At 35.1% G+C, this 26485-nt stretch carries 24 protein-coding genes and 1 pseudogene; 9 read left to right on the top strand and 16 right to left on the bottom strand.

The genetic code is table 11. The annotated features are described in order from the left end of the window. Positions 1–7: 7 nt before the first annotated feature. The 5 genes from ACMAYS_RS14635 to ACMAYS_RS14615 are packed head-to-tail and all read right to left on the bottom strand — an operon-like array spanning position 8 to position 4691. A complete protein-coding gene (locus ACMAYS_RS14635) occupies positions 8–2191 on the bottom strand; it encodes an NADH-quinone oxidoreductase subunit L (RefSeq protein ID WP_103218557.1) in 2184 nt (727 codons plus the stop codon). Positions 2192–2212: 21 nt separating this feature from the next. Next, the gene (gene nuoK, locus ACMAYS_RS14630) at positions 2213–2518 is read right to left on the bottom strand and encodes an NADH-quinone oxidoreductase subunit NuoK (protein WP_103218558.1); all 306 of its coding nucleotides are present in this window, start codon (positions 2516–2518) and stop codon (positions 2213–2215) included. Beyond that, on the bottom strand, positions 2515–3048 hold the full coding sequence (locus ACMAYS_RS14625; RefSeq protein WP_103218559.1) for an NADH-quinone oxidoreductase subunit J: 534 nt from the start codon (positions 3046–3048) through the stop codon (positions 2515–2517). The genes nuoK and ACMAYS_RS14625 overlap by 4 nt, the downstream gene beginning before the upstream one ends. 18 nt (positions 3049–3066) lie before the next feature. Further along, positions 3067–4275: an NADH-quinone oxidoreductase subunit NuoH gene (nuoH, locus tag ACMAYS_RS14620; RefSeq protein ID WP_392993901.1), complete on the bottom strand. Its 1209-nt coding sequence runs from the start codon at positions 4273–4275 to the stop codon at positions 3067–3069. Then, complete coding sequence (locus ACMAYS_RS14615; RefSeq protein WP_103218560.1) at positions 4275–4691, bottom strand: NADH-quinone oxidoreductase subunit A; 417 nt, start codon at positions 4689–4691, stop codon at positions 4275–4277. Before ACMAYS_RS14615 ends, nuoH begins: the two co-directional genes overlap by 1 nt. A gap of 152 nt (positions 4692–4843) precedes the next feature. On the opposite strand from ACMAYS_RS14615, the gene mfd reads away from it, so the two are divergent. The 6 genes from mfd to ACMAYS_RS14585 all read left to right on the top strand — a co-directional run bounded on the left by mfd (position 4844) and on the right by ACMAYS_RS14585 (position 14643). After that, the gene (gene mfd, locus ACMAYS_RS14610; RefSeq protein ID WP_412463528.1) at positions 4844–8338 is read left to right on the top strand and encodes a transcription-repair coupling factor; all 3495 of its coding nucleotides are present in this window, start codon (positions 4844–4846) and stop codon (positions 8336–8338) included. Between the two features lie 85 nt (positions 8339–8423). Beyond that, positions 8424–9230 (top strand): peptidylprolyl isomerase, encoded by an 807-nt coding sequence (locus ACMAYS_RS14605; protein WP_412463527.1) that lies wholly within the window; start codon positions 8424–8426, stop codon positions 9228–9230. A 90-nt stretch (positions 9231–9320) separates the two neighbouring features. After that, on the top strand, positions 9321–10241 hold the full coding sequence (locus ACMAYS_RS14600) for a hypothetical protein (protein WP_392993907.1): 921 nt from the start codon (positions 9321–9323) through the stop codon (positions 10239–10241). Positions 10242–10247: 6 nt separating this feature from the next. After that, a complete protein-coding gene (locus ACMAYS_RS14595) occupies positions 10248–11099 on the top strand; it encodes a PdxA family protein (protein ID WP_392993910.1) in 852 nt (283 codons plus the stop codon). Continuing rightward, positions 11096–13903, top strand: a complete 2808-nt coding sequence (uvrA, locus tag ACMAYS_RS14590) for an excinuclease ABC subunit UvrA (protein ID WP_412463526.1) — start codon at positions 11096–11098, stop codon at positions 13901–13903. The genes ACMAYS_RS14595 and uvrA overlap by 4 nt, the downstream gene beginning before the upstream one ends. Then, positions 13900–14643: a TrmH family RNA methyltransferase gene (locus ACMAYS_RS14585; RefSeq protein ID WP_412463525.1), complete on the top strand. Its 744-nt coding sequence runs from the start codon at positions 13900–13902 to the stop codon at positions 14641–14643. The genes uvrA and ACMAYS_RS14585 overlap by 4 nt, the downstream gene beginning before the upstream one ends. Positions 14644–14811: 168 nt before the next feature. On the opposite strand, the gene ribE is transcribed toward ACMAYS_RS14585, so the two are convergent. From ribE to ribD, 4 genes and pseudogenes are all read right to left on the bottom strand, one after another. Further along, the gene (ribE, locus tag ACMAYS_RS14580; protein ID WP_103218567.1) at positions 14812–15279 is read right to left on the bottom strand and encodes a 6,7-dimethyl-8-ribityllumazine synthase; all 468 of its coding nucleotides are present in this window, start codon (positions 15277–15279) and stop codon (positions 14812–14814) included. Between the two features lie 40 nt (positions 15280–15319). Beyond that, a pseudogene (ribB, locus tag ACMAYS_RS14575) lies at positions 15320–15919 on the bottom strand (3,4-dihydroxy-2-butanone-4-phosphate synthase); the annotation flags it as partial. After that, positions 15912–16562 (bottom strand): riboflavin synthase, encoded by a 651-nt coding sequence (locus ACMAYS_RS14570; RefSeq protein WP_158246913.1) that lies wholly within the window; start codon positions 16560–16562, stop codon positions 15912–15914. The gene ACMAYS_RS14570 and the pseudogene ribB, both read right to left, overlap by 8 nt. Beyond that, a complete protein-coding gene (gene ribD / locus ACMAYS_RS14565) occupies positions 16562–17695 on the bottom strand; it encodes a bifunctional diaminohydroxyphosphoribosylaminopyrimidine deaminase/5-amino-6-(5-phosphoribosylamino)uracil reductase RibD (protein WP_392993919.1) in 1134 nt (377 codons plus the stop codon). Before ribD ends, ACMAYS_RS14570 begins: the two co-directional genes overlap by 1 nt. Before the next feature lie 201 nt (positions 17696–17896). On the opposite strand from ribD, the gene ACMAYS_RS14560 reads away from it, so the two are divergent. Then, on the top strand, positions 17897–19090 hold the full coding sequence (locus tag ACMAYS_RS14560) for a hypothetical protein (protein ID WP_412463524.1): 1194 nt from the start codon (positions 17897–17899) through the stop codon (positions 19088–19090). A 28-nt stretch (positions 19091–19118) separates the two neighbouring features. Here the strand turns inward: ACMAYS_RS14560 and ACMAYS_RS14555 are convergent, their stop codons facing one another. The 7 genes from ACMAYS_RS14555 to ACMAYS_RS14525 form a co-directional block, all read right to left on the bottom strand. Continuing rightward, positions 19119–19586, bottom strand: coding sequence for a hypothetical protein (locus tag ACMAYS_RS14555; RefSeq protein WP_412463523.1), 468 nt, complete (start codon positions 19584–19586; stop codon positions 19119–19121). Next, positions 19587–20354 (bottom strand): hypothetical protein, encoded by a 768-nt coding sequence (locus ACMAYS_RS14550; RefSeq protein WP_412463522.1) that lies wholly within the window; start codon positions 20352–20354, stop codon positions 19587–19589. A 271-nt stretch (positions 20355–20625) separates the two neighbouring features. Then, positions 20626–21564 (bottom strand): glycosyl transferase family 90, encoded by a 939-nt coding sequence (locus ACMAYS_RS14545; RefSeq protein WP_412463521.1) that lies wholly within the window; start codon positions 21562–21564, stop codon positions 20626–20628. A gap of 4 nt (positions 21565–21568) precedes the next feature. Then, positions 21569–22291 (bottom strand): polyprenol monophosphomannose synthase, encoded by a 723-nt coding sequence (locus ACMAYS_RS14540; RefSeq protein WP_392994144.1) that lies wholly within the window; start codon positions 22289–22291, stop codon positions 21569–21571. Between the two features lie 46 nt (positions 22292–22337). Further along, entirely contained in the window at positions 22338–22607 is a 270-nt protein-coding gene (locus ACMAYS_RS14535; protein ID WP_199177559.1) for a helix-turn-helix domain-containing protein, read from the bottom strand. Between the two features lie 276 nt (positions 22608–22883). Then, positions 22884–23912 (bottom strand): glycosyltransferase family 4 protein, encoded by a 1029-nt coding sequence (locus ACMAYS_RS14530; RefSeq protein WP_412463520.1) that lies wholly within the window; start codon positions 23910–23912, stop codon positions 22884–22886. Next, the gene (locus tag ACMAYS_RS14525) at positions 23905–24813 is read right to left on the bottom strand and encodes an O-antigen ligase family protein (RefSeq protein WP_412463575.1); all 909 of its coding nucleotides are present in this window, start codon (positions 24811–24813) and stop codon (positions 23905–23907) included. The genes ACMAYS_RS14530 and ACMAYS_RS14525 overlap by 8 nt, the downstream gene beginning before the upstream one ends. Positions 24814–24898: 85 nt before the next feature. On the opposite strand from ACMAYS_RS14525, the gene ACMAYS_RS14520 reads away from it, so the two are divergent. Both ACMAYS_RS14520 and ACMAYS_RS14515 read left to right on the top strand, forming a co-directional pair. Beyond that, a complete protein-coding gene (locus tag ACMAYS_RS14520; RefSeq protein WP_412463576.1) occupies positions 24899–25096 on the top strand; it encodes a hypothetical protein in 198 nt (65 codons plus the stop codon). Between the two features lie 98 nt (positions 25097–25194). Further along, the gene (locus tag ACMAYS_RS14515) at positions 25195–26409 is read left to right on the top strand and encodes a UTP--glucose-1-phosphate uridylyltransferase (protein WP_412463519.1); all 1215 of its coding nucleotides are present in this window, start codon (positions 25195–25197) and stop codon (positions 26407–26409) included. The last annotated feature ends 76 nt before the right edge of the window (positions 26410–26485 follow it).

Here is a 26485-nt window from a genome sequence, read left to right as displayed (position 1 = left end):
AATTCTCTTATAAAGCTAAAATATAACCAAATAGTACTAAAATAATCATTGCGATGTAGAACTGGATTTTCCCGTTTTGGAAAGTTCTTAAGATAACGTTAAATAAACGTACACTTGCACCAGTACCATCTACCATCATTGTGTCGACAAATAAGTTATCGAACCACGCAGAAACTCTCATAATAAACTTCGTAACTGAAGCCCAACCATCAACGGCGTATCTGTCATAGAATCCCATGTCAAACTTAGCTAATAGGTTGTTAAATGGAAGTAGTCCCTTCTTGATGAAACCACCAATATAAAGATCATCCATAAAGTATTTATTCTGTAGAGTTCTGTAATAACGGTTAAACGAATTAACCCAGAATCCTGGATTCCATTTACCCCATAGGTACATCATCATCGCGATGAACACACCAGAAAAAGCAATCACAATCGACATACCAGCACCAATATAGTGAACCTGGTGAATGTGGTGAGCTTCTTCCTCAGAAAGTCCGTAAGTTGAGTCGTACTTAGAAGTTGTAAATGTACCTTTTTCACGTACATCAATTTGTCCAAGTTGCTCACGCTTATAATTTTCAAACTGACCTTTCTTAGGTTTTTGAATTAAAGTTTGGAACCACTCATATTTTCCGTTTGCTTTATCTGCAACTTTAACAAAACCTTGTCCTGTTAATGAACCAGAGAACCAAACACCAAGAGTAAATACCGCTAGGATAAGTAGAGGTACGTTTCTGTTCCAAGTAAGCTTTTCTTCATGACAGTGATCGTAAACTTCTTTGTCTCTTGGCTTACCGTGGAAAGCAAGGAACATCATACGACACATATAGAAAGCTGTAAGAAGTGCACCCATGAAACCAAGAACTGCCGGAGCAATCATTACTGGTGAGTGAAGTGCCTCAATTAAAGCATCTCCTAGAATTCTATCTTTCGATACGAAACCTGAGAAGAAAGGAATACCTGCAATTGCAAGAGTACAACACCACATTGCAATCCAAGTAAATTTCATTTTATGTCTTAGACCACCCATTCTTGGCATCTCTTGTACGTGAGCATGCGTGTGGTGATCGTGAAGTGAGTGAATTACAGAACCAGCAGCTAGGAATAAACATGCCTTGAAAACAGCGTGTGTAATCAGGTGCATGAATGCAGCATTATATGACCCAACACCAATACCAAGTACCATGTAACCTAGTTGAGAGATTGTTGAGAAAGCTAGTACCGCTTTAAAGTCTGTTTGAACTAGTGCAATTGTTGCAGCACCGAAAGCAGTAATACCACCGATATAAGCAACAAGAGTTAATAGTCCTCCAGCATCAAGAAGCGGGTAAATTCTTAGTGAAAGATAAACACCAGCAGCAACCATTGTCGCAGCGTGGATAAGTGCAGAACATGGAGTTGGACCATTCATCGCATCTGGTAGCCAAACGTTTAAAGGGAATTGCGCTGACTTACCAATTGTTCCCATAAAGATACAGAAACCTGCAAATGTTGCTAGAGGGATACCAAGTACCGCCTGACCAGCTAATCCACCAGCATCGATTGCTTTATATAGGTCTACAAAACTTACTGAACCAACAACAGTCCAAAGAGCAACAATACCTAGAAGGAAGAAAACATCCCCTACTCTTGTTGTCATGAAGGCCTTAACGTTAGCAGCACCAGCAACTTCTTTCTCGTAGTAGTGACCAATTAGAGAGTATGAACAGAATCCCATAAGCTCCCAAAAGATAAATACTGAAAATAAGTTATCTGAAAGTGCAAGACCAAGCATTGCAGAAGTAAAGAGTGACATATAAGTGAAGAAACGACCGTTTCTACCGTAGTTCATGTCATCTTTCATATACCAAGTTGAGAAAACGTGGATAAGTGTAGCAACGGCCGTAACCATCATAAGAAGTACAGCAGTCATGTTATCAATATAGATACCCATGTTTACTACGAACTCTTGCCCACCACCAGTTAGGTCAAACCAAGTGAATACTTTGTGAATGTGATAATTAGCAGAGTACGTTCCGAAAACGAAGTCGCTAAAAATTCTCCACGCATAAATTGTCGAACCTGCGATTGCTGCACAACTGATTGCTACAGCTGTTCTAGTAAAACGTGAAGCGATAAACGCATTTATCACGAAAGCAAAGAACGGTAGTAGAACAATTGGAGCAATACTTGAAATCGTATAATCCATTTTTTTCCCTTATATCTCTAATTAACTTTTTAGTTCAGTTGCATCATCAATATGAATCGAATCTTTAACTTGGAAGAAACGAATCACGATTGCTAAACCAACGGCCGCTTCAGCAGCAGCAACAATAATAATGAATAGTGACATGATATTTCCGTCAATATTCTGGTTTGCGTATCTTGTGTACGCAGCAAAGTTAAGAGCAGCTGCGTTTAAAATTAGCTCAACACCAAGAAGGATCGCGATAATATTCTTTCTCGCTACCATTACTGCAATACCTGCAAGGAATAAGAAGAAAGAAATTAGTAAGTAAGAAGATAAAGTCATCATTTTTTTAATCTCCTTGGTCTAGAAATTACTGCAGCACCAACAAGTGCACCTAAAAGAAGGATTGAAGAAATTTCGAAAGCTAGTACGTGATCTGTAATTAGCTTAGTTCCGATCTCTTCTACTGTTGATTGCATATCTTCCAGTTGCACATGTTTTTGAATTTTAAGTACAGGTGCTAGGATTTTCATTAATACAAAACTGATTACAAGCATCATGATTGCTGCAATAGTGTATGTTTTAGTTGTTCCCATTGCTGCTACTTTCTTGATCCCTAGCTTATTGTAAGCTTGTTCGATCCCACCAGTTAACATGATGGCAAATAGCATGAGAATTACAACACCACCTGCATATACAACTAATTGAGTAGCAGCTAAGAAGTCAGCTCCTAAAGTTGCATAAAGACCAGCTACTCCAAAAAGAGTAAGTAGTAGGTAGATACATGCATGCATTAAATTTTTTGAAACGGCGACAAGGAATGCTCCTATAACTGTAGCCGCTGCTGAAATTAAAAACATTGAGTTAATAAACATTTCAAATATCCTTAAATATTAGTGTCCGCCCGCACCAGCAGATGCAGATGCGATTACTTTTCCAAGAATTGCCCACATAGACTTACCGTTAAATAGGTAAAGCCATACAGCACAACCAATCATATTAAATAGTGCAATTGGAGTTAGATATTTCCAACAAAGTACCATAAGAGAGTCAACTCTCATTCTTGGTAGTGTCCATCTGATCCAAATTACAACGTAATAAAGAGCAAGAGTCTTAGTTACGAAAGATCCAAGTTGTAAAAAGTTTCCAATTTGCTTACCGATCATAGGGTGAGCTGAAGGAATAAGTTTATTTACGAATTCACCTGAACCAAGACCGAAAGGAACTTGATAACCACCTAGGAATAAAGCAGCACAAACACCACAAACAACGAAAACTTCGATGTATTCTGCAAGTGCAAAGAATGCAAACTTCATACCTGTAAATTCAGTGTGGTAACCAGATACAAGTTCTGATTCCGCTTCAGGAAGATCAAAAGGAGCTCTGTTTGTTTCAGCAAGTGCACCAATAAAAAGTACGAAGAACCCAATAAAAGTAAATGGGTTATGAAGAACAAACCATTGGTGTGGTAATCCACCCTGAGCTTCTGTAATTGTTTTAAATGATAGTGAACCAGTCATGATTACAATTGCTAGAATTGAAAGAGTTACTGGAACTTCGTAAGAGATGATTTGTGAAGCACCCCTCATACCACCAAGCATTGACCACTTAGAGTTCGATGCATAACCACCAAGGAAAATACCTACACCTACTAATGATGAAACACCTAGTAAGTAGAAAACACCAACATTAAGGTGAGTTAGAGTAAATCCACTTGAGAATGGTACAACAGCAAGTGACATGAAAACACCTACTAACGCTAGTAGAGGTGCAATGTTAAATAAGAACTTGTCCGCATCACGTGGAACAACGTCCTCTTTAAGAATCATCTTCACACCATCAGCTAAAAACTGAAGAATACCAAAAGGACCAACACGGTTAGGACCCTGTCTCATTTGAAGGTCAGCAGAAATCTTTCTTTCAGCATAAGTACCAAGACCACCAACTGTTGCAAGAGCACCAACGATGATTAATGAGAAAACTAAGAAAAGTAAAAACGTTACGATTCCAGTTGCATCAGTTCCTAAAAGTTTTGATAGTGCATCCACGGCCATTGAGTAGCCTGGTGCTTGTGATAAATACGATACAATCGTTGAATTCATTATTTATCCTTTCCATTAATATTTGCTTGGAAAGATTTTACCCAATCAAGGTCACCTTTCTTCCAGCAATAAACTAAACCTAAACTTAAAATAACAATGAATAGAAGAAGTGATCCAAGAACTGCACCACCCTGTCCGATGTCGACAAAGTTTTTATAAACTGTTGCAACAGGGAACATTAAAGCTCCTTCAACATCAAAGATTAAGAATACTAGAGCGATAACATAGAAACGTACGTTAAAGTTAGACCACGCAGTACCAGTTGGTTCCTCACCACATTCATATGGCGTAAGTTTCAATTCTGTTGGATTATTTGGCCTTACAAGACGACCGACAAGTAATGTTCCAAAGAAAGCGACTACTGCTACAGCGGCTAAAATTAACACCGGCATATAGACGTCAAAGTTTTGCGACATCGATTTATCTCCATGTATAAGTAAAGTAAGTTCCCAAATATTACACGATTACTAGCACTTTGGAAATAAATTGGCCCCTCTTTTTTTGAGTAATATCTTCTATTTAGTAACGCATGGGCCAATGCATAAATTCTTTGTTCTCACTATATTTTATGTTAAAAAACGACATGGATTTATTTGCACCACTACGCACAAAACTAGAAAGCTGGTTAGACACTAGGCAACACGACCTTACCATTGACGGTATTAACAGGGAACACTGGGCATTTGCTAAGTTCTTGTTACAAGAAAAAAATGGTAAAATTAATCCATCGAATTTATTTATTTTTGAAGATTATGATGATGCAGAACAATTCTATGAGCTAGTCAAAACAAGCTTTTCTAAAACAAAACTTGTTTTCTATCCAGGACTAGACGCGTCACCATATTCAGGAATGTTTGCGTCAGAAAGTGCACAACTTGCCCGACACTCAGCATTAGAAAAAATTATCCGTTCAGAAAATAAAGAATTAATAGTTATCACTTCAATAGAATCTCTTGGACTAAAAGTTCCACCAGCAAATTTCTTTAGCGATACAAAAATTGAAATTAATGAATCTGATATAATTTCTCCTGACGAGTTAGCAGGAAAATTAGTTCAACTTGGCTACAGTTCTTCTTTCACTGTTGAGGAACAAGGGACATTTTCTAAGAAAGGTGAAATCTTTGATATTTATCCAGTTGGTCATCATCCAATTCGAATTCATTACTTCGATGAAATGATTGAAGAAATTTATGAAATTGATAAAGAAACATTAAAGACTATTAAAGATAAAAAACTTGATTCAATTATTATAGCACCTGGGCCAACTATTTTTTGTGAATCTCAGTATTCAAATAATCTAAGAAATAATATTCCGCGACCTAGAGCAAATCAAAGAGAGTTATTAGAAAAAAGAAATGATATCTTCAGTAAGCTTTCAAGCGGAATGCTTTTTGAAAATCATCCGATTTATACACCACTCTTTTTTAATACAGAAGAAACTCGCACACTACTCGATTATATAGATGATAATTGGCTAGTTTCAATTTTTGATCGCGATAATGTAGAAGACTTTTATTCTAATTATTGTGATGAGCTAGCTAAAGATTTTGAAGACTGTGAAGAATTACTTCCTGAACCAAAATATTTTTATGACTTATCAACAGTTGAGCGACTGAGAGATATTGCTTGTCTAAATCTCAACCATTTAAATATTACTGTTAACCTTGATAATGACAGTAATATTGTCGATCTAGGATTTAGACCTTTTAAATCTTATATCTCTTACCACGATATTAATTACTTAGTTAAAAAGGAATTTTTAACAGGTCTTTTTAAGCATATTAAAAGTGAATTTAAATATTCTGGAAAAATCATTTTCACAATTCAAAATGAAAATTCACGCAAAGAAATTGAACACTTAATTGAAACATTTGAAGTTGATGGTGAGATAAAAAAACGAATTGAGTTTGTACCATTTAAATTAAGTGAAGGCTTCTTCTACCCTAGTGATAAATTACTTACTATTTCAGATAGTGATCTATTTTCAATTAGAAGAGATAAGGCCAAGGTTTCAAAAATTCACGACTACGATCTCTTTGCAGAACAACTTGCTTCACTAAAAGAAGGTGACTACGTCATCCACTCTAAGCACGGTATTGGAAAATATCTAGGTTTAGAAGCAATGGACATTGGTGGTTCTAAAACAGACTATTTGGTTCTTCTTTATAAAGGTAATGATAAAGTATTCGTACCAATTTATAAGATGAATCTAATTCAAAAGCATGCTGGCGGCGAACTTAATGTTAATGTCGATAGCTTAAGAACTAATAAGTTCTCTGCCCTAACTTCTAGAGCACGTGAATCGATTAAAAAGTTAGCTTTTGATCTTTTAAAGCTTCAAGCAGAAAGAGCTTCTGCTAAGGCTTTTCAATTTTCTCCTCCAGATCATGACTATAAAGAGTTTGAGCTTTCATTCCCATTCAATGAAACGCCAGACCAGAAAAATGCCATTGATTCAGTAATTGATAAAATGCAAGCAAGTACAGCGATGGATTTTCTTGTGTGTGGAGACGTTGGTTTTGGTAAAACAGAAGTGGCCATGCGAGCGGCTTTCAAAGCAGTACTTGATGGAAAACAAGTAGCAGTATTAGTTCCAACAACGGTTCTTGCCCTTCAACATTATAATTCTTTTGTTAAACGCTTTGAAAAGTTTCCAGTTCGAATTGATTACCTTTCACGTTTTAAAACTGGAAAGGATGAGAAAGAAACAAAGGAAAAATTAGAAAAAGGCGAAATTGATATTATCGTTGGTACACATAAACTTCTTGGTAAAACTATTCGTTATAAAGATTTAGGTCTTGTTATTGTCGATGAAGAACAACGCTTTGGTGTTGGTCACAAAAATCAACTTAAACTTCTAAAATCATCAGTCGATTTCTTAACACTGACAGCAACGCCAATTCCTAGAACGTTACAATTATCTTTCTTAGGACTTAAGGATCTTGCACTAATTAAGACGGCTCCTCCAAGAAGGCAGTCTATTAAAACTTATGTTATTAAAGAAGACGATCATACGATTCAATCGGCCATTAATCGTGAATTAAAGCGTGGTGGCCAGGTCTTTATCGTACACAATCGCGTTCAAGATATAGAAAATTACACTGCATATATTAGGGAGCTAGTTCCTGATGCAAAGATTGTTTTTGCTCACGGACAGATGGCCGAAAAAGAACTCGAGTCTCGAATCTCTGCTTTCTATAGTGGTGCTTACCAAATCCTTATTTCAACGACTATTATCGAATCTGGAATTGATATACCAAATGCAAACACAATGATTGTTGATCGTGCAGATCGCTATGGACTAGCGCAGCTTCATCAACTTCGTGGACGAATTGGTCGATCAGACAAGAAGGCTTACTGTTACTTTGTCGTTCCAAATAATCGCAATATAACTGAAGTAGCGGCCAAAAGACTAAAGGCACTACAAACTTATGCTGACATGGGAAGTGGCTTTCAAATTGCAAATTGTGACCTTGAAATTCGTGGTGCAGGAGATATTCTCGGTGCTCACCAATCAGGACATATCGAGGCCATTGGTCTTGAGCTTTATATGGAACTTCTTACAGAAGCAATTCAAGAACTTCGCGGTGAAAAGAAAGTTATCACGAAGGATATCGAAATCAATACTCCGTTTGCAGCATTCATTCCTGCTCACTTTATTAGTGAATCGAGTGAGCGCTTAAAATATTACAAGCAGCTATCTAACTCAAAATCGATCGATGAAATTACTGCATTGAAAGAAACAATCTTTGATATCTATGGGCCAGGCCCTGAGGAATTTAATCAGCTTATTGCTATTCTTGAGGCACGCTCTCACCTTATGCCTTGTGGTGTAAAGTCAGCGCAATTAATAGACAATACTATCGTATTTCAATTTGATCAGAATATGGTTGAAGCCAATGAACAGCTTCGAAATAATATTTTAAATAACTTCTTAGCAATGCCTCGAAAATATCGTTTCACACCGGACTTCAAGCTAATTTTTACGAATAAAACGACAATATCTCCGAGTGGATTAGTCGAGTTCTGTCAGGAAATTGCGGAAAAAATAGTTCCATCTTAGTGAAATTTATAAGTTTTTAAGAATTTTTGGTACAATTAGATATAGTTTAAGAATTTGATTTCGATAATTTGAAAAGGATATCTATATGTACGGTAAAATCATTTTAGTTTTACTACTTGCACTAGGACTAGAAGCTGCACCAAAAAAAGTTGTAGCAGAAGTTAATGGTCAGAAAATTACAAAAGAAGAGTTAGATCAAGCTTACTTATTAAATAAGTATGTTGTTTCTGATGATCCTGTAACAATGAAGAAAGTGCTTACAGACCTTATTAATAAAAAATTAGGTGTGGAAAAAGCAAAGAAAGCAAAGTTAGATCAAGATCCAATTGTTGTAAGAAAGCTTGAAGAAGTTATATTCAATGCACAAGTTTCAAAAGATCTGGAAGGAGAATTCCAGAAAATTAAGGTAACTGATGCAGATGTAAAGAGATTCTATAGTGAATTCCCAGAGTACCGTACAGCTCATATCTTACTAAGAGTTAGAGTTGCTCCTTCAGAAAATGAGATTAATGCTGCTCAAAAGAAGATTTTCGAAATTCATGAACAAGTTACTCAAGAGCCATCTAAATTTGCTGAACTTGCAAACAAATTCTCACAATCACCAAATGCTCACACTGGTGGAGATGTAGGATATCAACCAGCTTTCTTTATGGCACCTGAGTATTTTGCGGCCATCAAGGGTAAGAAAGACGGATTTATCACTCGTCCAGTACGCACACAACTTGGTTATCATGTAATCAAGGTACTTGGTGTGAAAAAGTATGAAGATATCAATCTTGGCGTTTACAAAAAGTTTGTTTATGACAGGAAGCGCGATAAAATTATCGAAGATTATTTCGCAGGCTTACGTAAAAAAGCCAATATTAAAATTTTAGACAAAAATCTAAAGTAAATAAGATTAAATAATTTGCACAAGCCTCATGGGCACGATAAATTATTGTTCTATATATCGCACATATAAGAACAGTAATAAGAGGTGTTCATGAGGCTTTTTCTTTTTTTGGCCCTACTTTTTTCAACATTAAATCTACAAGCAAAAAATACAAAATTATTAGATAAAATTACGGCCGTTGTTGATGAACATGTCATCACAAAGTCGATGATCGAACGTGTTAAGAAATCGCTTCCAATTCGTCAGAATATTTCTCCTTTCATTTATAAGAAAGAAATGAAGTATACAGACAAGGAAGTTGCTGATCTTATCATTAGAAAATTTATTATTCGCTCTACTCTCGCAGAACAAGGTTATGTAATTTCAGATGCAACAGTAGAGAAAGAAATTAAAAGAAAAGAGCAAAGACTAGGTCTTAGTCGTAACGATCTAATCGCATTTCTAAAAAAGTCTAATACGAATTTTGAAGAGTTCTTCGAACTAAACAAAGAGGCCATTGAATTCAATCACTTTAATTCAGTTGTTATCATTCCATTAATTTCTGTAAGTGAACAAGAAATTAAAAATGAATTCTTTAAAGAAAATGTAAACAATAAAACTGTTTCATACCGATACACATTAGTTGACTTCTCTATTGATGAATCAATCGTAACAAAGAAAGACTATGCAATTTTTAAGAAGACAATGGAATCTTTTCAAAAAGGTGGGCCACTACCTAGCAAGTATGGATCTATTGAGACTTCAACACTTGGAGATATCACAGCAGATGGTTTAACTGCAGACTTACAAAAGCTTCTTAATAAGACACAAGAAGGGCAATTCACACAACCAATCAATATGATGGGTGAAACACATATTTTCTATGTAAAAACACGCGACGTTGTTGAATCTTCTCTATTTCAAAATGCAAAGAATAGAATTAGAGCGCTTCTATATGAATCAAAAGCGAAAGAAGTTACACAAATGTGGTTTGAGCGTGAAAAAGCTAATCACTACGTAAAAACATTATAAAAGAAAATGATCTATGTTACTGCTGGCCATGAAAGAGGAATAGGACTTGAAGTTTTTTTAAAAGCTTGGAGCCTTCTTTCATCAAGTCAGCAGGAAGAATTTCACCTCTTTGTTGGTGATGAATTCAAAAACGATCTACCATCCGAATTAAAATATACACTTGTTCAAAAACCCTATTCTCACAACGCACTAGAACAGGCTTGTGACCGATGTGGACCAAATGACATTCTCGTAACAATGCCTACAACTAAGAATGAACTTTTCTTTGATGGCAAACCTGTTTCAGGACATACAGAATACTTTCGTAAAAGATATCAAAACGAAAATCTCGTGATGTTCTTTAAGTCATATGATGCAAATGTTTTATTAATTACGGATCATATACCGCTTAGAGAAGTCGCAACAAAAATAAATCATGAGCTTATTCACAGTAAAATTAAAATCTGTGTTGATAATTACAAAAAATATTTCGGACATTTAAACGATGTCATTATTTCTGGTATTAATCCCCATGCTGGTGAAGGTGGGATACTAGGAACAGAAGAAAAAGAAATTGTTAAAGCTATTAAAGATCTTGATCTGAGTGAGAGAATTATTGGCCCACTTCCTGCTGATGGACTCTTTCTAAATGATAGTTTTGCAAGCGATAAGCTTTACGTCTACATGTACCATGACCAGGGATTAGCGCCATTTAAAACGATGTTTAAATCTAAGGGAGCAAATATCACTCTGGGAATGCCCTACCTTCGCCTAAGTGTTGATCACGGTACGGCATTTGATCTCTTTGGAAAGGATAGCGCCAATTATATGGGCTGCTATTATGTTTTAAAGTTAGCATTAAAGGTTATTAAAAAATGAATAATGAAATTAAAGTAGTAAAAGCACGTGTTCACAATTTGAAAGACGTCACTATCAATATTCCTAAAAATCAATTAACTGTCATTACAGGTCCTTCTGGTTCAGGAAAGAGTTCACTGGCCTTTGATACAATCTATGCTGAGGGACAAAGACGCTATATTGAATCACTCTCTTCGTATGCCAGACAATTTTTAGGTCAACAACAAGCTCCGGATGTTGAATCAATAACTGGTCTCTCACCGGCCATTGCCATTGACCAAAAGACCACAAGTAAAAACCCAAGATCAACTGTTGGAACAATTACTGAAGTTTACGATTATATGAGAGTACTCTTTGCGAGAGTAGGTGATCTTTACGATCCAAACAATGGTGAAAAAGTTATTAGCTATACGCCGGGTCAGATTACTAGAGACCTAATGGATTTACCTGAAAAGACAAAATTACATATTACAGTTGAAATAACAGATGAAACCAAAAAAGCACTTGAGCAGCAAATGGCCAAGTATCTTTCAATGGGATTTTCACGATTTATTGTAAATGATGAAATCATGTTACTTGATAGTAGTGAAATCAAATCATTAAAAGCATCTGATGAAATTCTTGTCGTTATTGATCGAATCTTAGTTAAAGCAGATATAGAAAAACGCTTAACTGATTCAGTTGAGTTAGGACTAAAGCTAGGAAATGGAATTATTCACGTCATGATTGATGATGAATACCACACATACTCTGAAATCAATATGTCTCATGTAACCGGAGAAGTATTTCCTGATCTAGAACCAAGGCTATTCTCTTTCAACTCACCTGTTGGAGCTTGTGGAAAATGTAATGGCCTAGGTGAATCAAAAGAATTTGTTCTAAGTGAAATTATCTTTGATGACTCACTCCCGGTTTTAAAGGGGGCGATCCCTCTTCTTACGAAGAAGAATAATTTTCTTCATAAAATGGTAGAGTGCATGCTTAAAGAAGAAGGTTTTGATTTAAAGCTTCCTCTGTCAAAAATGCCAAAGAAGATTTTTAAAATTCTTACTGAAGGTACTGATAAGGTTTATACATATAAATTTAAGTCAGAAAATTCAGTTTTTGAATTTTCCAAACCATTCCCTGGTCTTATCAACTGGCTAGATAAGAAGTATCAAGAGTCTACTTCTGAGCGAGTACGCTCAGAGCTCGAAAAAAGCATGCGTGTTCAAAAATGTTCAGAGTGTAAAGGTCGCCGCCTTAACACTATTGCTCTAAGTACTAAAGTTGGGGAAAAGAATATTATTGAATTATGTGAAGTACCTTTAAGTGAAACTTATCAATATTTCGATAATTTAAAACTAGAAGGCATTAAAGAAAAAATTGGTGCTAAGCTTCTCGTTGAAATCACATCACGCTTAAAATTTCTTAATGATGTTGGCCTGGACTATTTAACACTTAATCGCTCGGCAGGAACACTAAGTGGTGGAGAATCACAACGTATTCGCCTAGCTACTCAAATTGGTTCAGCTCTTTCTGGCGTTCTCTATGTTCTAGATGAGCCAAGTATTGGTCTTCACCAAAGAGACAACGTAAGGCTTATTCATACACTTAAAGAGCTACGTGATCTCGGTAATACTGTTCTTGTCGTAGAACATGATGAAGATACAATGAAAGCTAGTGATTATATTATTGATATGGGACCAGGTGCAGGTGTTCACGGTGGAGAAATTGTTGCACATGCAACAACTAAAGACTTCTTAAAGAAGAAATCTCTGACTGCAGACTATTTAAATCATAAAGTAAAAATTGAAGTTCCAAAAGAGCGTCGCAAACTTAACGAGTTTATCAAACTTCGCGGAGCTGAACACAATAACCTCAAAAAGGTTGATGTCGACTTCCCTCTAGGTGGACTTGTTTGTATCAGTGGAGTTTCTGGTTCAGGTAAATCAACTCTTGTGCACGAAGTTTTAATTCCAGCAGTTAAGAGTAAACTAACTCGAATCAATCGCTCAATTTATGAGAAAGCAAACTACAAATCAATTACAGGACTCGATAAAATTAAATCTGTAATTGAATTAGATCAATCACCTATTGGACGTACTCCTCACTCAAATCCGGCTACATATTCAGGTCTCTTTGATGATGTAAGAAAGCTATTTGCAGCAACAAACGAGTCGCAAATCCGCGGTTATAAGCAAGGACGTTTTAGTTTTAATGTTAAAGGTGGCCGTTGTGAAGAATGTGAAGGAAATGGAACACAGAAAATTGAAATGCACTTTCTTCCTGATGTCTATGTAACTTGTAATGAATGTAATGGACGTCGTTATAATAATGAAACACTTTCAGTTCTTTATAAAGGTAAGTCTATCGCCGATATACTAGAGATGACGATTGAAGAAGGATATGAATTCTTCAAAAATCATCGTAGGCTTGGAAAAATTCTAAAGACGATGAATGATGTAGGTCTTGGTTATATGACATTAGGTCAACCAGCAACCACACTTTCAGGTGGAGAAGCACAAAGGCTTAAGTTAGCTAGAGAATTAGCAAAATCGACAAAAGGCCACACGCTTTATGTTCTTGATGAGCCTACTACTGGTCTTCACTTTGAAGATATTAAAGTATTAATGAAAGCAATCAATGAACTTGTAGAAAGTGATAATTCTGTTCTTATCATTGAACATAACTTAGATGTACTAAAAGTAGCAGATCAAATAATTGATCTAGGACCTGAAGGTGGTCATCGAGGTGGAACAATTGTTGGAACAGGAACACCAGAAGAGATTGCAAAAATTAAAGCTTCTCATACGGGTAAATTTTTAAAGGAAATTCTGAAGTGATAAATGGTTTTGAAGAATTCTATAATTTAAAAGATAAGAATCTAATTAAAGAAGATTATTGTATCGCTGAAACAGAAAAAGTTGTGTGTAAAGCACTACGATCAAATCACGAAGTTGAAAAGATTATAGCAACTCAAGAATTTTATGATTCAAATAAGGTGTTGATAGATAACAACTGCAAGCACGTTCTAATAAAAGACAAGAGTGAGTTAGAAGAAATTACAGGCTTTAAACTTCATCATGGAATTCTTGCTAAAGTTAAAACAAATGGACTTAAAAAAATTAATGAGCTTGGTGATCGAATACTTATCTTCAATGGAGTAACTTCTCCAGAAAATGTAGGAACGATGACGAGGGCAGCAATGGCCTTTGGTTTTGATAACATTATCTATGATGCAAAAAGTGCATCTCCTTATCTAAGACGTTGTATCAGAGTTTCAATGGGAAATGCATTTGAAGCTAATATATGTAAGTCACTTAACTTAATTGATGACATTTCTTTACTTCAAAAACTTGGCTATGCAGTTTGTGCTACGGCCAACGAAGAAGGTGCCTTATCGATTACTGACTATAAGTATCCACAAAAAGTTGCTTTAATTATTGGAAATGAGGGCAATGGTATGGATCGTGAAGTAATTGACGCTTGTGATAAGAAGCTATTTATTCCGATAACAAATTACGTTGCACACTTAAATGCAGCAAGTGCAGCTTCAATTTTTCTTTATCACTCGATCTTTTAATTAGATTTTTATTTATATTTATTAACCTGACATTGGTGATGATAGTCTATAACTTAGGCCCATAAGCTCATCACCACACACCGATAGAGTTTGTATCTTTTTCGTTTTTTTCCAATAAAAAAGGCCACTGTCGAGTGGCCTTTTCTTTTACTATATTTTCAAATTTAATTAGTCGATTGATTTAAGAAGTGTCGCCATCTCAATTGCAGACATTGCAGCTTCCCAACCTTTATTTCCAGCTTTAGTTCCTGCTCTTTCAATTGCTTGCTCAATTGTATCAACAGTTAAAACACCAAATGTTACTGGAACACCTGTTTCAAGAGATACTTTTGAAATACCTTTAGCAACTTCATTAGAAACAAAATCAAAGTGTGGAGTTGATCCACGAATAACTGCACCAAGTGTGATTACAGCATCGTATTTTTTCGAAGCAGCAAGTTTTTGAGCAATTAAAGGAATTTCAAAGGCACCTGGTACCCAAGCAATATCCATTTCATCAATATTTCCATCATGTCTTTTAATGCAATCAATTGCACCACCTAATAGTTTGCTTGTAATTAGTTCGTTAAAACGTCCTGCTACTACAGCAAATTTCTTTCCAGATGCATTTAAGTTACCTTCTAGATTTCTAGGCATGTGTTTCTCCCAAATTATCGGCACTTTCACCAAGTGCTTCTTTTCTATATTTAATTAAGTCTTTAATTGTTACAAATTTTAAACCATGTTCCTCAGCAATCTTAGAAAGCTCAGGAGCTTTTGCCATTGTCCCATCAGCGCTCATGATTTCACAAATCACACCAGCAGGGTAACAACCAGCAATTCTGGCCATATCTACGGCAGCTTCAGTGTGACCATCTCTTTCTAAAACACCACCAGATTTTGCAATAAGTGGAAAGATGTGACCTGGTCTCATAAAACTATCGGCCGTCGAATTTTTATTAGCAAGTAGTGAAATCGTTAATGCACGATCTTGGCATGAAATACCAGTACCACCATTTGCAGCATCAATTGAAACAGTAAATGCTGTGTGATGAACAGAGTCGTTTTCTTTCACCATTAGTGGAAGATCTAATTCATCTGCACGCTCTTTTGTAATTGGAGCACAAATTAATCCGCGACCAACTGTCGCCATAAAATTAATGGCCTCAGGAGTAATTCGGTCAGCCGCCATAACAAAGTCTCCTTCATTTTCACGGTCTTCATCATCAATTACAATTACCATCTTCCCAAGACGAATATCTTCAATGGCCTCTTCAATTTTATCAAATTTAATCATTTAGAAATGACTCCAAATTTTGTGTGCTTGCTCCATTACTACGTCTAGCACCGTTAAAAAGCAAGTTTTCTATATATTTTCCCAGGATATCCACTTCAATATTCACCAAACTCTGAACACTGCGGTTTCTTAGAACTGTGTTCTGCCAAGTATGTGGAATGATTGATAGTTGAAATGACGAGTCGGCCTTAAATACATCCGCTACAGTCAGTGAAATTCCATCAATTGTTATTGAACCTTCTTTCACAATATATTTCATTTGCTTTGAGTTAACTTTAATTGTCACCAGATAGTTGTTACCGCGACTTTGAATTTGAACAATTTGACCAACGTCATTAACGTGACCTTGAACAATGTGTCCACCAAGTCGATCACTTGCACGTAGCGCAAGCTCGAGATTAACTTCATCTCCAGATCTTAAATTTCCAAGTGTCGTTTTCTCCAAACTAGTATGTACTGTTTGCACAACAAATGTAGAATCAGTAACTTTAACAGCAGTTTGGCAGGCGCCATTAATTGCAACTGAATCATCAATTTCAATTTCTGGAAGAAGCTCTTTACAGCTAACTTCTATAAGTTTCCCCTCAGCATTTGAGCGTACACTTACAACTTTTCCAATTTCTTTAACTAGTCCAGTAAACACTATGACCTCGTATCAATCTCAAACATTGCTTGAGATCCTATATTTTTAACTTCAACGTTTTTAAAATTTAAAGCATCGGCCATCGAATCAAGTTGTTCATCGTAATAACCTATGCCATTTCCTAAAATTTTAGGCGCTACAAAAATTGTCATCTTATCTGCAAGTTGCTTCTTCAAAATAGTCGAAGCGAGCATCCCACCACCTTCAACAAGAATCGAATGAACACCAATTGCTTTTAGTTGTGCCAGTGCATCTTCAATAACAATTTCATTTCTTTCACATTTCGCAAAAACAATTCGAATCTGTTTTTCAGTAAAGAATTTAACAACATCATCTGGTGCTGATTGGTAATCTGCTCCAGTTGTTACAATGATAGTCTTCTTTGTGTATTGATCATTGAATACTTTTGAAAGAGGATCCATTTTAGAAATTGACCCCATCACAATTCGATAAGGAATCTTTCCACTATCATCTAAACCAAAACGAATATTTAAACTTGGATCATCGTTATTAAGAGTTTTACGTCCAACCATAACCCCGTCGTATCTTTTTCTAAAAGAATGCACCATCTTTCGTGCAGACTCATCAGTAATCCATTTCGAGTCCCCGGTCATTGTTGAAAGCTTTCCATCTAGAGTTTGTGCTAGCTTAAGATGAACAAAAGGAAGATTACTTTTCATTGATTTAAAGAAAACGCGATTAAGCTCCATCGACTCTTGTTCAAGAACGCCTACTTCACATTCAATCCCCGCAGCTTCCAAAATCTTGATTCCATTTCCTGCAACCTGAGGATTTGGATCAAGACAAGCAACCACAACACGAGCAAATCCATGCTTTAAAAGTTCGTGTGCGCATGGAGGTGTTCTTTTATTTGTATGGCAACAAGGCTCAAGAGTTACATAAATTGTGGCACCCTTAAGTTCGCCCTTTTGTTCTTCGGCTACATCAGCAATTGCTTCAGGCTCTGCATGTGGAAGCCCGGCCTTTTTATGCCAACCCTTTCCAAGTACAATTCCGTCTTTAACAATGACAGCACCTACCATTGGATTTGGAGAAGTTGTTCCTTCACCCAATTTCGCAAGATTAAGCGCCATTTGCATATAAGCAATATCTCTAGAAGCCTGATTTTCCATGCCTTTTCATAACATATCTGGCCATAAGTCGCACTCATAAATTCAGCACGTTGGTACTTTTGACACTAATGGACCTATAGGCCCGAACGACACATAAATACTCATAAAATCGGGCACTTACTACGTGTTCTACTTCTTTACACCCTATAAATAAATTTCACTAACAAACACTAATTCTCAAATATTAGATAAATTAGTTTTATGAACAAGTTAATCGCACCACTAATCTTAATTTTTGCCTTCTCTATGGCCTCGTGTTCGAAAGATACGCAAAAAATTATCAAGTCCAACACTCCAACTCAATCTCCAGTTGGGCCAGTTGTTAATGATTCAGATAAGGTCATTTTAAATGCAAAGCTTAACAATTTCTGTGAAGGACAGGATTGTCCAGAAGGCATTGTAGCGGTTAAAACACTTGATAAATCAGTAACTTGCCCAGGAATTATAAAGTCAGAAACAGAAGTATTGATCTCTCAAAACTGTGCCGACACAAATGAGACTTTTCACATACAAACAACTGATGGCGATATAGTAAAAGTTGAATCAGTAGAAGAAGAGCTTTCAAACGAATTCAATGACAAGGTTCTTAAACTTACGACGGCCAAAGAAATTAAAAACTCGGCATCTATATCTATTCCAAACTCAGATAACAACTTTGTAGAAGTTCTAGCTTTTGATAAGTATGGAGCTCTCACAAAACAAAGCTGTGAAATCACTTACGCTTCACTCGCCTATGCCAATTCATTTGATAATGAATCACAACTCTTAAATATCAAAAACTGTGATGGTGTAAAAGATGGTTCTCTAATTTCTCAAGATGAAAATATCATTGGTTTTTTAACTAAGAAGCATGAAGAGATTGCGTTGTATGAAGGGATTAGTCTTGAGGGTGAAAAGAAAGAGATTAGTATAATGACTAAAATAGAAGAACTTAGTTACAACTTCGCATCAAATGATCATATGTTTATAGGATTATACGCTTTTTCTTATCCATTCATAGAAGGTGATCTAGGTATTGAAAGAGTTTACTTCGACAATAAAGATTTTAGTTTCACTACTGCACTTAGATGCGTGAAGCCTGGACAACAACCACAATCAAATGATGAGCATAATAAAATTATTTTTGATAATAAAATTTTTGAGATGAATGAATACACAAAATTGGAAACTACATTAATAAAAACTTATATTCCACTATCTCAGGTAAACCAAGACCCTAAACTTGCATCAATTGTATTAAAAAAGTTTAATTACATGACGACAGATACCTCAATAGATAATGTTAAAACAATAAGTATCAAAAACCCTTTTGATAATACTTCCATTCTTTATGAAAAGTATCTTTTTGAAATCGAAAAGGGTCATAAGTTAGTAAATATTAAAAATTGCAAATAAAAAAGGCGGTATTAAATCCGCCTTTTTCCTAGTATTTAAAATCATCAACAATATAATCTTTAAATTTAACATTGTTCTTTAAGTACATCTTTAAAAATTTTGAGGGAACAACCTTTCTTTTTGATTTCAACTCAAAAGCTCTAAGATCTACTTCTTTTTGCTTTACTTCATATTCCTCTACCAAATCAATATCGCTTACACTTAAAATTCTTGATCTTGTACGAAGAAGCCATCTGTTTGAATCAGAATCAAAATCAAAATCTCCAATTCTAGATATTTTTAATAAATCATAGTTTGGCTTTAACTTATTAATTTCAAAAACATTAGACTCTCTTAAGGTACCACTTCCTCCTCCCGAGCCTAGAAGTTCATCATTATTCATTACTACTTCAGGAGCTAATGTACCACTTCCACCACCTGTACCTCTTGAAATAATATCAAGGGAATAGGCATTACTAACTACAAACATATAAACCATTATTAATATTTTTTTCATCTATTTATCTCCCATTCTTTTTGCTAAAGCAGAATAGTAAATCATATCTTTTCCATAATTATCAGGATCCATCATTATCTTTGATATTTGATAATTAAACTCCTTAATTAGTTCGTTCATTTTAGGTAAAACTTTTTCTGCATTTAACGATTCAAACCAACAATTCTCTATTGCACCTACAGCGTTCCCATTTTCATCACAATTATCAGCGATTTCTTGATAGATCATGCTTGTCAATTTAGCTCTAGTATCAATATTCAAAATAGTATTCTTTTTAGAAACAAAAAATCTTCCACCATCATTGGTTAAAACACCATCTGCTGCTAACCTCATAAATTTTTTATGTCCTACTCGTCCGTAGTCTTGAAGTACAGCCGCTTCGCTTAGCCCATATTTTGAACTAGCTTTAAGCATCATTTTGTATGTCAATGGATCCTTAAAGTATCTCTCAACTGGCTCTTTTAAATTTTCTACTGATTGCATTTCTGTAAAATGCCCATACAAACTTTCATGCACTTCCGGGAAGTACTCACGTACAAACTCAGCTGTCTCTTTCTTTGAGCACAGGCCGTTAAGGACTGTGACACAAATATCGAGTCCAGGGTTTTTAACATCACCCATTTCTAGTCGATGAAATGTTGAAGGTGGAAGTCCAAGCCTTCTAGCAATTTGATTGCTACTTAAGCGGGAGTGCTCTTTTTTGTATTTTCTGATCTTGTCCCGCAAAACTTCGTTAACCGAAGGTCTTTCTAAAAAAACCTTGTCCATTCTGCTCTCCTCTCTCTATTAATCCCAATGTTGTTTAGTAGTTCTTCATACAACAGAATCCAATAGAATTTATGAACACTGTAAAAACTATTAATAAAACTTATTGTTAAGTATTTGATGGGACATAAATAAAATTTCATAAGTGAAATTTCTCGATTTTTTCGAAAGTGGAATGATTTATTTCAAATTGGAATAACTGATACTGTAAGTAGCTGTAATCATGAAAGAACAACTATAAAATAATTACTAATAATGGAGTATCTTACTGAATTTACTGTAATGAGAAGTATTTTTTTGCAACTAAAAGTGAGATTAGAAATTCTCTATCCTCATCTTTAAACTGCTCTACCCACTCATTTGCATTTTTAGTGATTAGCTTTGCTTCTTCTGGATGTGCTAAATAATATTCGATTTTCTCTGGTAGATCAGAGTAGTCATCTTTCACTTCTACATAGTGCTTGCCGGCCACTAATCTACCTTCCATGAACCAAGTTTCATATTTAGGTTTCGACATAATGCAAAGAGAGTTAGAAGACATGGCCCACTTTAAATTTGTAGCAACATCATTACCTTCCATACATAGTATGAATTTATAATGAAGTTGATCTTCAATACTTAGAAAATCTTTAAGCCAAGCAACATCTTTTTTAGGTGCTGTTTGTCCGATATCGCATAGTGGATGATCGTAGAACTGCTTAATGACAATATCTCGATGTGGCATTGTATTAGTTCCACGCCATACAACTTTATCAAGCTTCTCTTCAAATGAGATTTTGTCTTGTATGAAATTAAAGTGCCTCACTTTATTAAGTTTTAAAACAACAGAGTTCTCATTGTCGACAACAGGCCTACTCTTTACGATAGTTGGAATTGTTGGTGCTTCAATGACATCACCTGCTTCGTATCGAAACATATAATTGCCAGAGAAGTTTCTAATGATCTCAAGAATATCAAAGTAGTATGTTGTTCCATCTACTTTTTTAAAATCTTTAATTTTTAATGCGTGAGGAATATGTCTTCTATTTGTATTTTCATTTTCGAGCTCTAACTTAAATGGTTCTTTTAACTTATTATAATAGCTGACTCGATCTTCAATATATTGATCTGGCGTTTGCTCATAAGCACTTAAGATTTTACGTGCTTTGCTTTGATACCAGCATTTTGGAATCAGAAATTTAAAAGCATTTTTTATATAATAGAAGTGTTTCATTTATTTATAAAATACCAAAAATCTTTCTAAGTCTTAAATTAATAACGTTAAAGAAAGCTTCAAAAATAATTCCGCCACCCATCTTTGATTGTCCATCACGACGTTCATAGAAAATGATTGGAACTTCTTTTACTGAAAGACCTTTTGCCCAAACCTTATAATTAAGCTCTAGTTGAAAGATATATCCATTAGAAATTATTCCATCTAGATTGAGAGATGATAGAGCTTTTCGTGTAAAACACTTAAATCCACCAGTCGTATCTTGAACAGGAATACCTGTCATGAATCTCGTATAAATTGAAGCACAGTATGATAGTAATAGTCTTCTAAATGGCCAATTGATAATTCTAATTCCATCAATATAGCGTGAACCGATGACAAGATCATTTTCTTGAGCAGCAGCTAAAAGATCTTTTACTGAATCTGGATCATGAGAAAAATCACAGTCCATTTCAAAGACAAAATCGTACTCTCTTTCAAGGGCCCACTTAAACCCTGTGATATATGCAGTTCCTAGACCAAGCTTTCCTTTTCTTTCAATGATGTGAAGATTTGAATTTGTTTCCATTTTCTTCTTCACGATATCGGCCGTTCCATCTGGTGAGCCATCTTCAATAATAAGTAGAGATACCTCTGGGTATTTTTCAAAGATAGTATCGATCATGCGCTCGATATTCATGATTTCATTATAAGTAGGAATGATAATTAACGACTTGTTCCAAGGCAGTTGATTCACTGATTTCTCCATAATTTATGAGGATTCAAGATATCGTTTATTGCACCAATTTTCCAGAGTTTTTAGCCTTAAATACGATCTCCATCTCAAGCCCACACGCCTTGGCATACTTATTTAAAGTCGATAATTTTAAATCAAGACGACTTTCAATTTTTGAAACATCCGGCTGATCAATACCAATAAGATCAGTTTGTTTCAAACCGAGTGATTTTCTTAAGGCCTTTAGGTCAATGTCATAGTAATCGTTTTGTTTGATGGCCGTCTTGGCATACTCAAAAAACTCGAGGTCTAAGTTGTCATAACTCATTAAGTTTCTCCCTGTTTCATCCGTAAAACAGATATTGATTTCTTATAATTATAACATGAATCAAATTTTGTGCGACTATTCCTTACAATGCATATCGAAGCACTCAAGTATTCACTCTAGTGAATATAAATCACGGCTTTCAGTCTAATATGTACTTAAGTGCATATATCTAAGCATTATCCACAAAATATTCACTTGTGTGCATAAAACTTAAATATGAAGTTTGTATATGCACTCCAAGGAATAAAAATTATGCATTAAACTGAATATTTTTTCTTACTTATATAATTCGATATACTTTTGTGCGCTTAATTCCCAAGAAAATCTATTCAAGTTCTCTCTACACTTGGCTTCCCAAGTACTAGCGTCAAACGTCTCCATTGTAGACTTGTATAAATTCTGCATCGAATCAGCATCGAATGATTCAAAAGCAATAGCTGCATCACCACCAATTTCTGGAAGAGAAGTCTTATTACTTATGAAAACTGGTTTATTAAAATACTGAGCTTCAAGAACAGGAAGGCCAAATCCCTCCAGAAGGCTTGTCATAAAAAAGGCCTTGCAATTCTCATATAACCAAGATTTTTCACCTTCTGAAACCTTTCCGATTAGAAATACACGATCAGAGATACCTAGCTCTTTTGCTCTTTCAACTAACTCACTAGCGTACCCAGTTGAATTATCACCTGCGATAATAAGTTTTAAATCTGGATTAGCTTCGATTAGTGGATAGATAGCGTGAATATTCTTCTTTGGGAGAAGCTTAGAAATGGTGAATAAAAAATCACCTTCAAAATTAAAATCAGGCTTCTTCGGCTCAGAACTTAAATCAAGTGTAAGCCCATTGTAAATTATATGATTTTCAATATTAGATATATCAAAATACTTTTCAAAATCTTTCTTAGTACTTTCAGAAATAAAAGTCAGAACGTCCGTATACTTCAATTTTTTTTCAATATACTTCATGTAAGACTCTACCTTATTTTTTCGGTGAGCTCTTTGATGAATATAATTTAAATCATGAACAGTTAAGATCGTCTTCTGCTTCTTACTATAAGGAAAATATGAGGAATCCTGATGAGTCGAATGCCACACCTTAGCTTTCGGCAGAAACAACCCCAGTTTTTGTAACGGATTTGTATAAAAAAGAGTGTCATCCTTTGAAAACAAATCAGCGCTAGAGCGATCAATAAGATAGCTCGCTTTAGTCATAGAAGAAATATTCTTATATAAATGATGCGAGAATTGCCCAAGGCCAGAGTGAAAATCCTTAAGTCTTTCTAAATCGATGATTATGTTATGCATTTTTACTCGCTTTTTCTTTTTCTAAATTATGAGTCACAATACTTAAGTTAAAAACTAATAGTATAAAAGCAAATAAGTTCGTCTGATTAAAAACATCGAACTGAGCACAAATAAAAGCATTTACAACAAGAGCTAGTGTTGACTTTGTAAAAACTGATGTACTTGTTAAAGTTATATATGCCCATGAAAAGAACCAACCAGAGAACGCAAGTAAGCCAAATACTCCAATATCTGCAGCTACATCTAAAAAGGTATGATGTGTTCTTAATACATAGAAAAGATTTTCTATCTTATTTTCTTTTGCAACTCTTCCAATTTCATTAATTGATTGTCCATAGCCAAAGCCAGTTAGTGGTCGCTCTTTAAATACTGCAAGTCCTGCTTCATATAGTGCAATTCGATGCTGTGTAGACTTATTCATTAGAGTCACCATACGAAATGACTTTTCATACTTAGAGCCTTGAAGAGCGAACATAATTCCGATTAAGACAAAGAAAGAGCAGAATAGAACTAGGGCCAGCTTCTTGCTTTTGAAATATATCGTTGAGCTTAAACTTATAAGAAGTGATAGTAGTGCACCTCGCGTTTTTGCTGCCAACACGCCAAATACACCTAGACAAGCAACTAAAATACCACAAAATCTATTACGCTTATCCAAGTTTCCTAGTAATAAAAGAGAAGTAAGTAAGCTAGTTAAAAATGAACTTATATATGCAAATTTAGTAATATCGACAGCCGCCGCCAATCTTATACTTAATAATTTGGAGATCACAAAGCCGTGTTGAATTATAGCTTGATATATTCCATATCCAATTGACAACGTGAAGCAGACTAATACAAGTGGTAAATAATATTTTCTGGCCTTCTCAAGTAAGCCTTTACCTTCCTTAAAAAAGTACATAAATGGAAGGTAACTCAAGCCCCCTATCAAGAAGTAGCGTGCTTTTTTAATCGACTTTAGTGCTATAGTCTTATCATCAATAACAATGAAAGCGATTATTACAGCAATAGCAAATGTCACTAATAAGAAAATATTAGGCAATGGTAATTTTACTTTATTCTTTCTTGCCCAAAAAATTGAAAAAACAAGGGGGATTAATAATAAGATATCCCCAATTCCCAGTACTGATGGTGAAAAGAAAATTCCTAATGTCGTAAAGATAATACTGCTAAATATAAGATAGTTCATATATTGATGTTAAATCTTATGCACAAATTTAGTAAAGGCATATTAACTATATTTATTTCATTTCTTAACTAGCTTCTGTTATTATTTGGTCCTATGAATTTAAAAGAATTTATCAAAAATCCAATTGAACTTGAGTATTTCGAAGGTTTGCTTTCTCAATTAAACGAGAAAGCTGAACAGCTTATAATTGCTACCCCAGAAAATGACACAGGAGTCTACCCTACTGCGATAGCACCAAGAAAGCTTCTTCGAGATGAGCTTCCTTTTCATTCATATGAAGATATCAAACAACGCTATTCTACAAAGGAAGTCGTTGACTGTACCCTTTGGCTAAGAAAGATGCATGGTGGGCTTGGCTCAAGCCTTGATCGTTCTGACTACTTAAAAAAATATGGCCGCACATCACCTGGCTCTAAATCTACTGACCTCTATCTTGAAACTAAAGAATTTGGCGCTATCTCTCTTGCTGAAGCCCAAATTATTCAAGCATCAAAGAAAACGAGCTCATTTAAGAAAGTGGTCCTACAGGACCTAGTCAATAACGAGGTAAAACCTATTATAGATGAGATGTGGGATAAGCATTCACACCTTTTAAACGAATCATTCTCACGTATGAATTCTGTGATTCAGCAGAAGTTACCTGCAATTAAGAATGGTCAATTGACTTTAGAGCACATAGCACCTGCAGGGCATGGTATCTTCGGTTATGAAGTATTCAAAGGCCCCCGCCCCTTAGGAAAAAATCTTATTGCATGTATTGGAAATGGTGAAGACTTGAGTTCAACACCTGATCGTGCAATTGTAAATTGGATGCTAACAGAGAATATTCCTGTCGTAATGGTTACTACAACGAAGACAAATAGGGATATGAAGGGCGGACAAATTGCACTTAAAGTTGAATCAGATAAAACATATCTTACAATTGTAGAAAAAGCTCAAGCTGAGCAAGCTAACCAATTGGATTATTTTGAAAAATTAGGACTTAGAGATGAAGACGATGATGCCTTCTTCAATACTAATTTAGTACTCATTAATTTCAATGCGCTAGGTGATTGCAGAATTGCGCTACCTGATTTGATAAAGAATCAAAAAGGTGAATTTGTACAGCTCGAAGGAGCGATGGGCTCAGTCCTTCTTAATTCAGACCGCCTATCTCGTGATCGAGGTAAAAAGTTAGTTCATATTTTAAATGTTAATAAAGAAAATAGAACTAAGTTTTTCAATCCAATTAAAAAAATAGAAGATTTTAATTTTATACTGAAAACTCAGAGCTTTAACGAATTAAATTTTCATTTTAACAAAATATAAACACTTTTAAATTAAGTCTTAGATAATTTAAATTTCCAAAAATAATAAGCATGTAGTCAACTTCAATAAATCAGTT

Source organism: Halobacteriovorax sp. RT-2-6 (assembly GCF_047085025.1).
Taxonomy (GTDB): Bacteria; Bdellovibrionota; Bacteriovoracia; order Bacteriovoracales; family Bacteriovoracaceae; genus Halobacteriovorax_A.
This window is presented reverse-complemented; position numbering and strand designations above follow the sequence as displayed.

Excerpts from the sequence above, each read along its gene's own strand:
- ACMAYS_RS14635 (WP_103218557.1), bottom strand. The coding sequence starts at position 2,191 with ATGGATTATACGATTTCAAGTATTGCTCCAATTGTTCTACTACCGTTC.
- nuoK (WP_103218558.1), bottom strand. The coding sequence starts at position 2,518 with ATGATGACTTTATCTTCTTACTTACTAATTTCTTTCTTCTTATTCCTT.
- ACMAYS_RS14625 (WP_103218559.1), bottom strand. The coding sequence starts at position 3,048 with ATGTTTATTAACTCAATGTTTTTAATTTCAGCAGCGGCTACAGTTATA.
- nuoH (WP_392993901.1), bottom strand. The coding sequence starts at position 4,275 with ATGAATTCAACGATTGTATCGTATTTATCACAAGCACCAGGCTACTCA.
- ACMAYS_RS14615 (WP_103218560.1), bottom strand. The coding sequence starts at position 4,691 with ATGTCGCAAAACTTTGACGTCTATATGCCGGTGTTAATTTTAGCCGCT.
- mfd (WP_412463528.1), top strand. The coding sequence starts at position 4,844 with ATGTTAAAAAACGACATGGATTTATTTGCACCACTACGCACAAAACTA.
- ACMAYS_RS14605 (WP_412463527.1), top strand. The coding sequence starts at position 8,424 with ATGTACGGTAAAATCATTTTAGTTTTACTACTTGCACTAGGACTAGAA.
- ACMAYS_RS14600 (WP_392993907.1), top strand. The coding sequence starts at position 9,321 with ATGAGGCTTTTTCTTTTTTTGGCCCTACTTTTTTCAACATTAAATCTA.
- ACMAYS_RS14595 (WP_392993910.1), top strand. The coding sequence starts at position 10,248 with ATGATCTATGTTACTGCTGGCCATGAAAGAGGAATAGGACTTGAAGTT.
- uvrA (WP_412463526.1), top strand. The coding sequence starts at position 11,096 with ATGAATAATGAAATTAAAGTAGTAAAAGCACGTGTTCACAATTTGAAA.
- ribE (WP_103218567.1), bottom strand. The coding sequence starts at position 15,279 with ATGCCTAGAAATCTAGAAGGTAACTTAAATGCATCTGGAAAGAAATTT.
- ribD (WP_392993919.1), bottom strand. The coding sequence starts at position 17,695 with ATGGAAAATCAGGCTTCTAGAGATATTGCTTATATGCAAATGGCGCTT.
- ACMAYS_RS14560 (WP_412463524.1), top strand. The coding sequence starts at position 17,897 with ATGAACAAGTTAATCGCACCACTAATCTTAATTTTTGCCTTCTCTATG.
- ACMAYS_RS14555 (WP_412463523.1), bottom strand. The coding sequence starts at position 19,586 with ATGAAAAAAATATTAATAATGGTTTATATGTTTGTAGTTAGTAATGCC.
- ACMAYS_RS14550 (WP_412463522.1), bottom strand. The coding sequence starts at position 20,354 with ATGGACAAGGTTTTTTTAGAAAGACCTTCGGTTAACGAAGTTTTGCGG.
- ACMAYS_RS14545 (WP_412463521.1), bottom strand. The coding sequence starts at position 21,564 with ATGAAACACTTCTATTATATAAAAAATGCTTTTAAATTTCTGATTCCA.
- ACMAYS_RS14535 (WP_199177559.1), bottom strand. The coding sequence starts at position 22,607 with ATGAGTTATGACAACTTAGACCTCGAGTTTTTTGAGTATGCCAAGACG.
- ACMAYS_RS14530 (WP_412463520.1), bottom strand. The coding sequence starts at position 23,912 with ATGCATAACATAATCATCGATTTAGAAAGACTTAAGGATTTTCACTCT.
- ACMAYS_RS14525 (WP_412463575.1), bottom strand. The coding sequence starts at position 24,813 with ATGTACTTTTTTAAGGAAGGTAAAGGCTTACTTGAGAAGGCCAGAAAA.
- ACMAYS_RS14520 (WP_412463576.1), top strand. The coding sequence starts at position 24,899 with ATGAAAGCGATTATTACAGCAATAGCAAATGTCACTAATAAGAAAATA.
- ACMAYS_RS14515 (WP_412463519.1), top strand. The coding sequence starts at position 25,195 with ATGAATTTAAAAGAATTTATCAAAAATCCAATTGAACTTGAGTATTTC.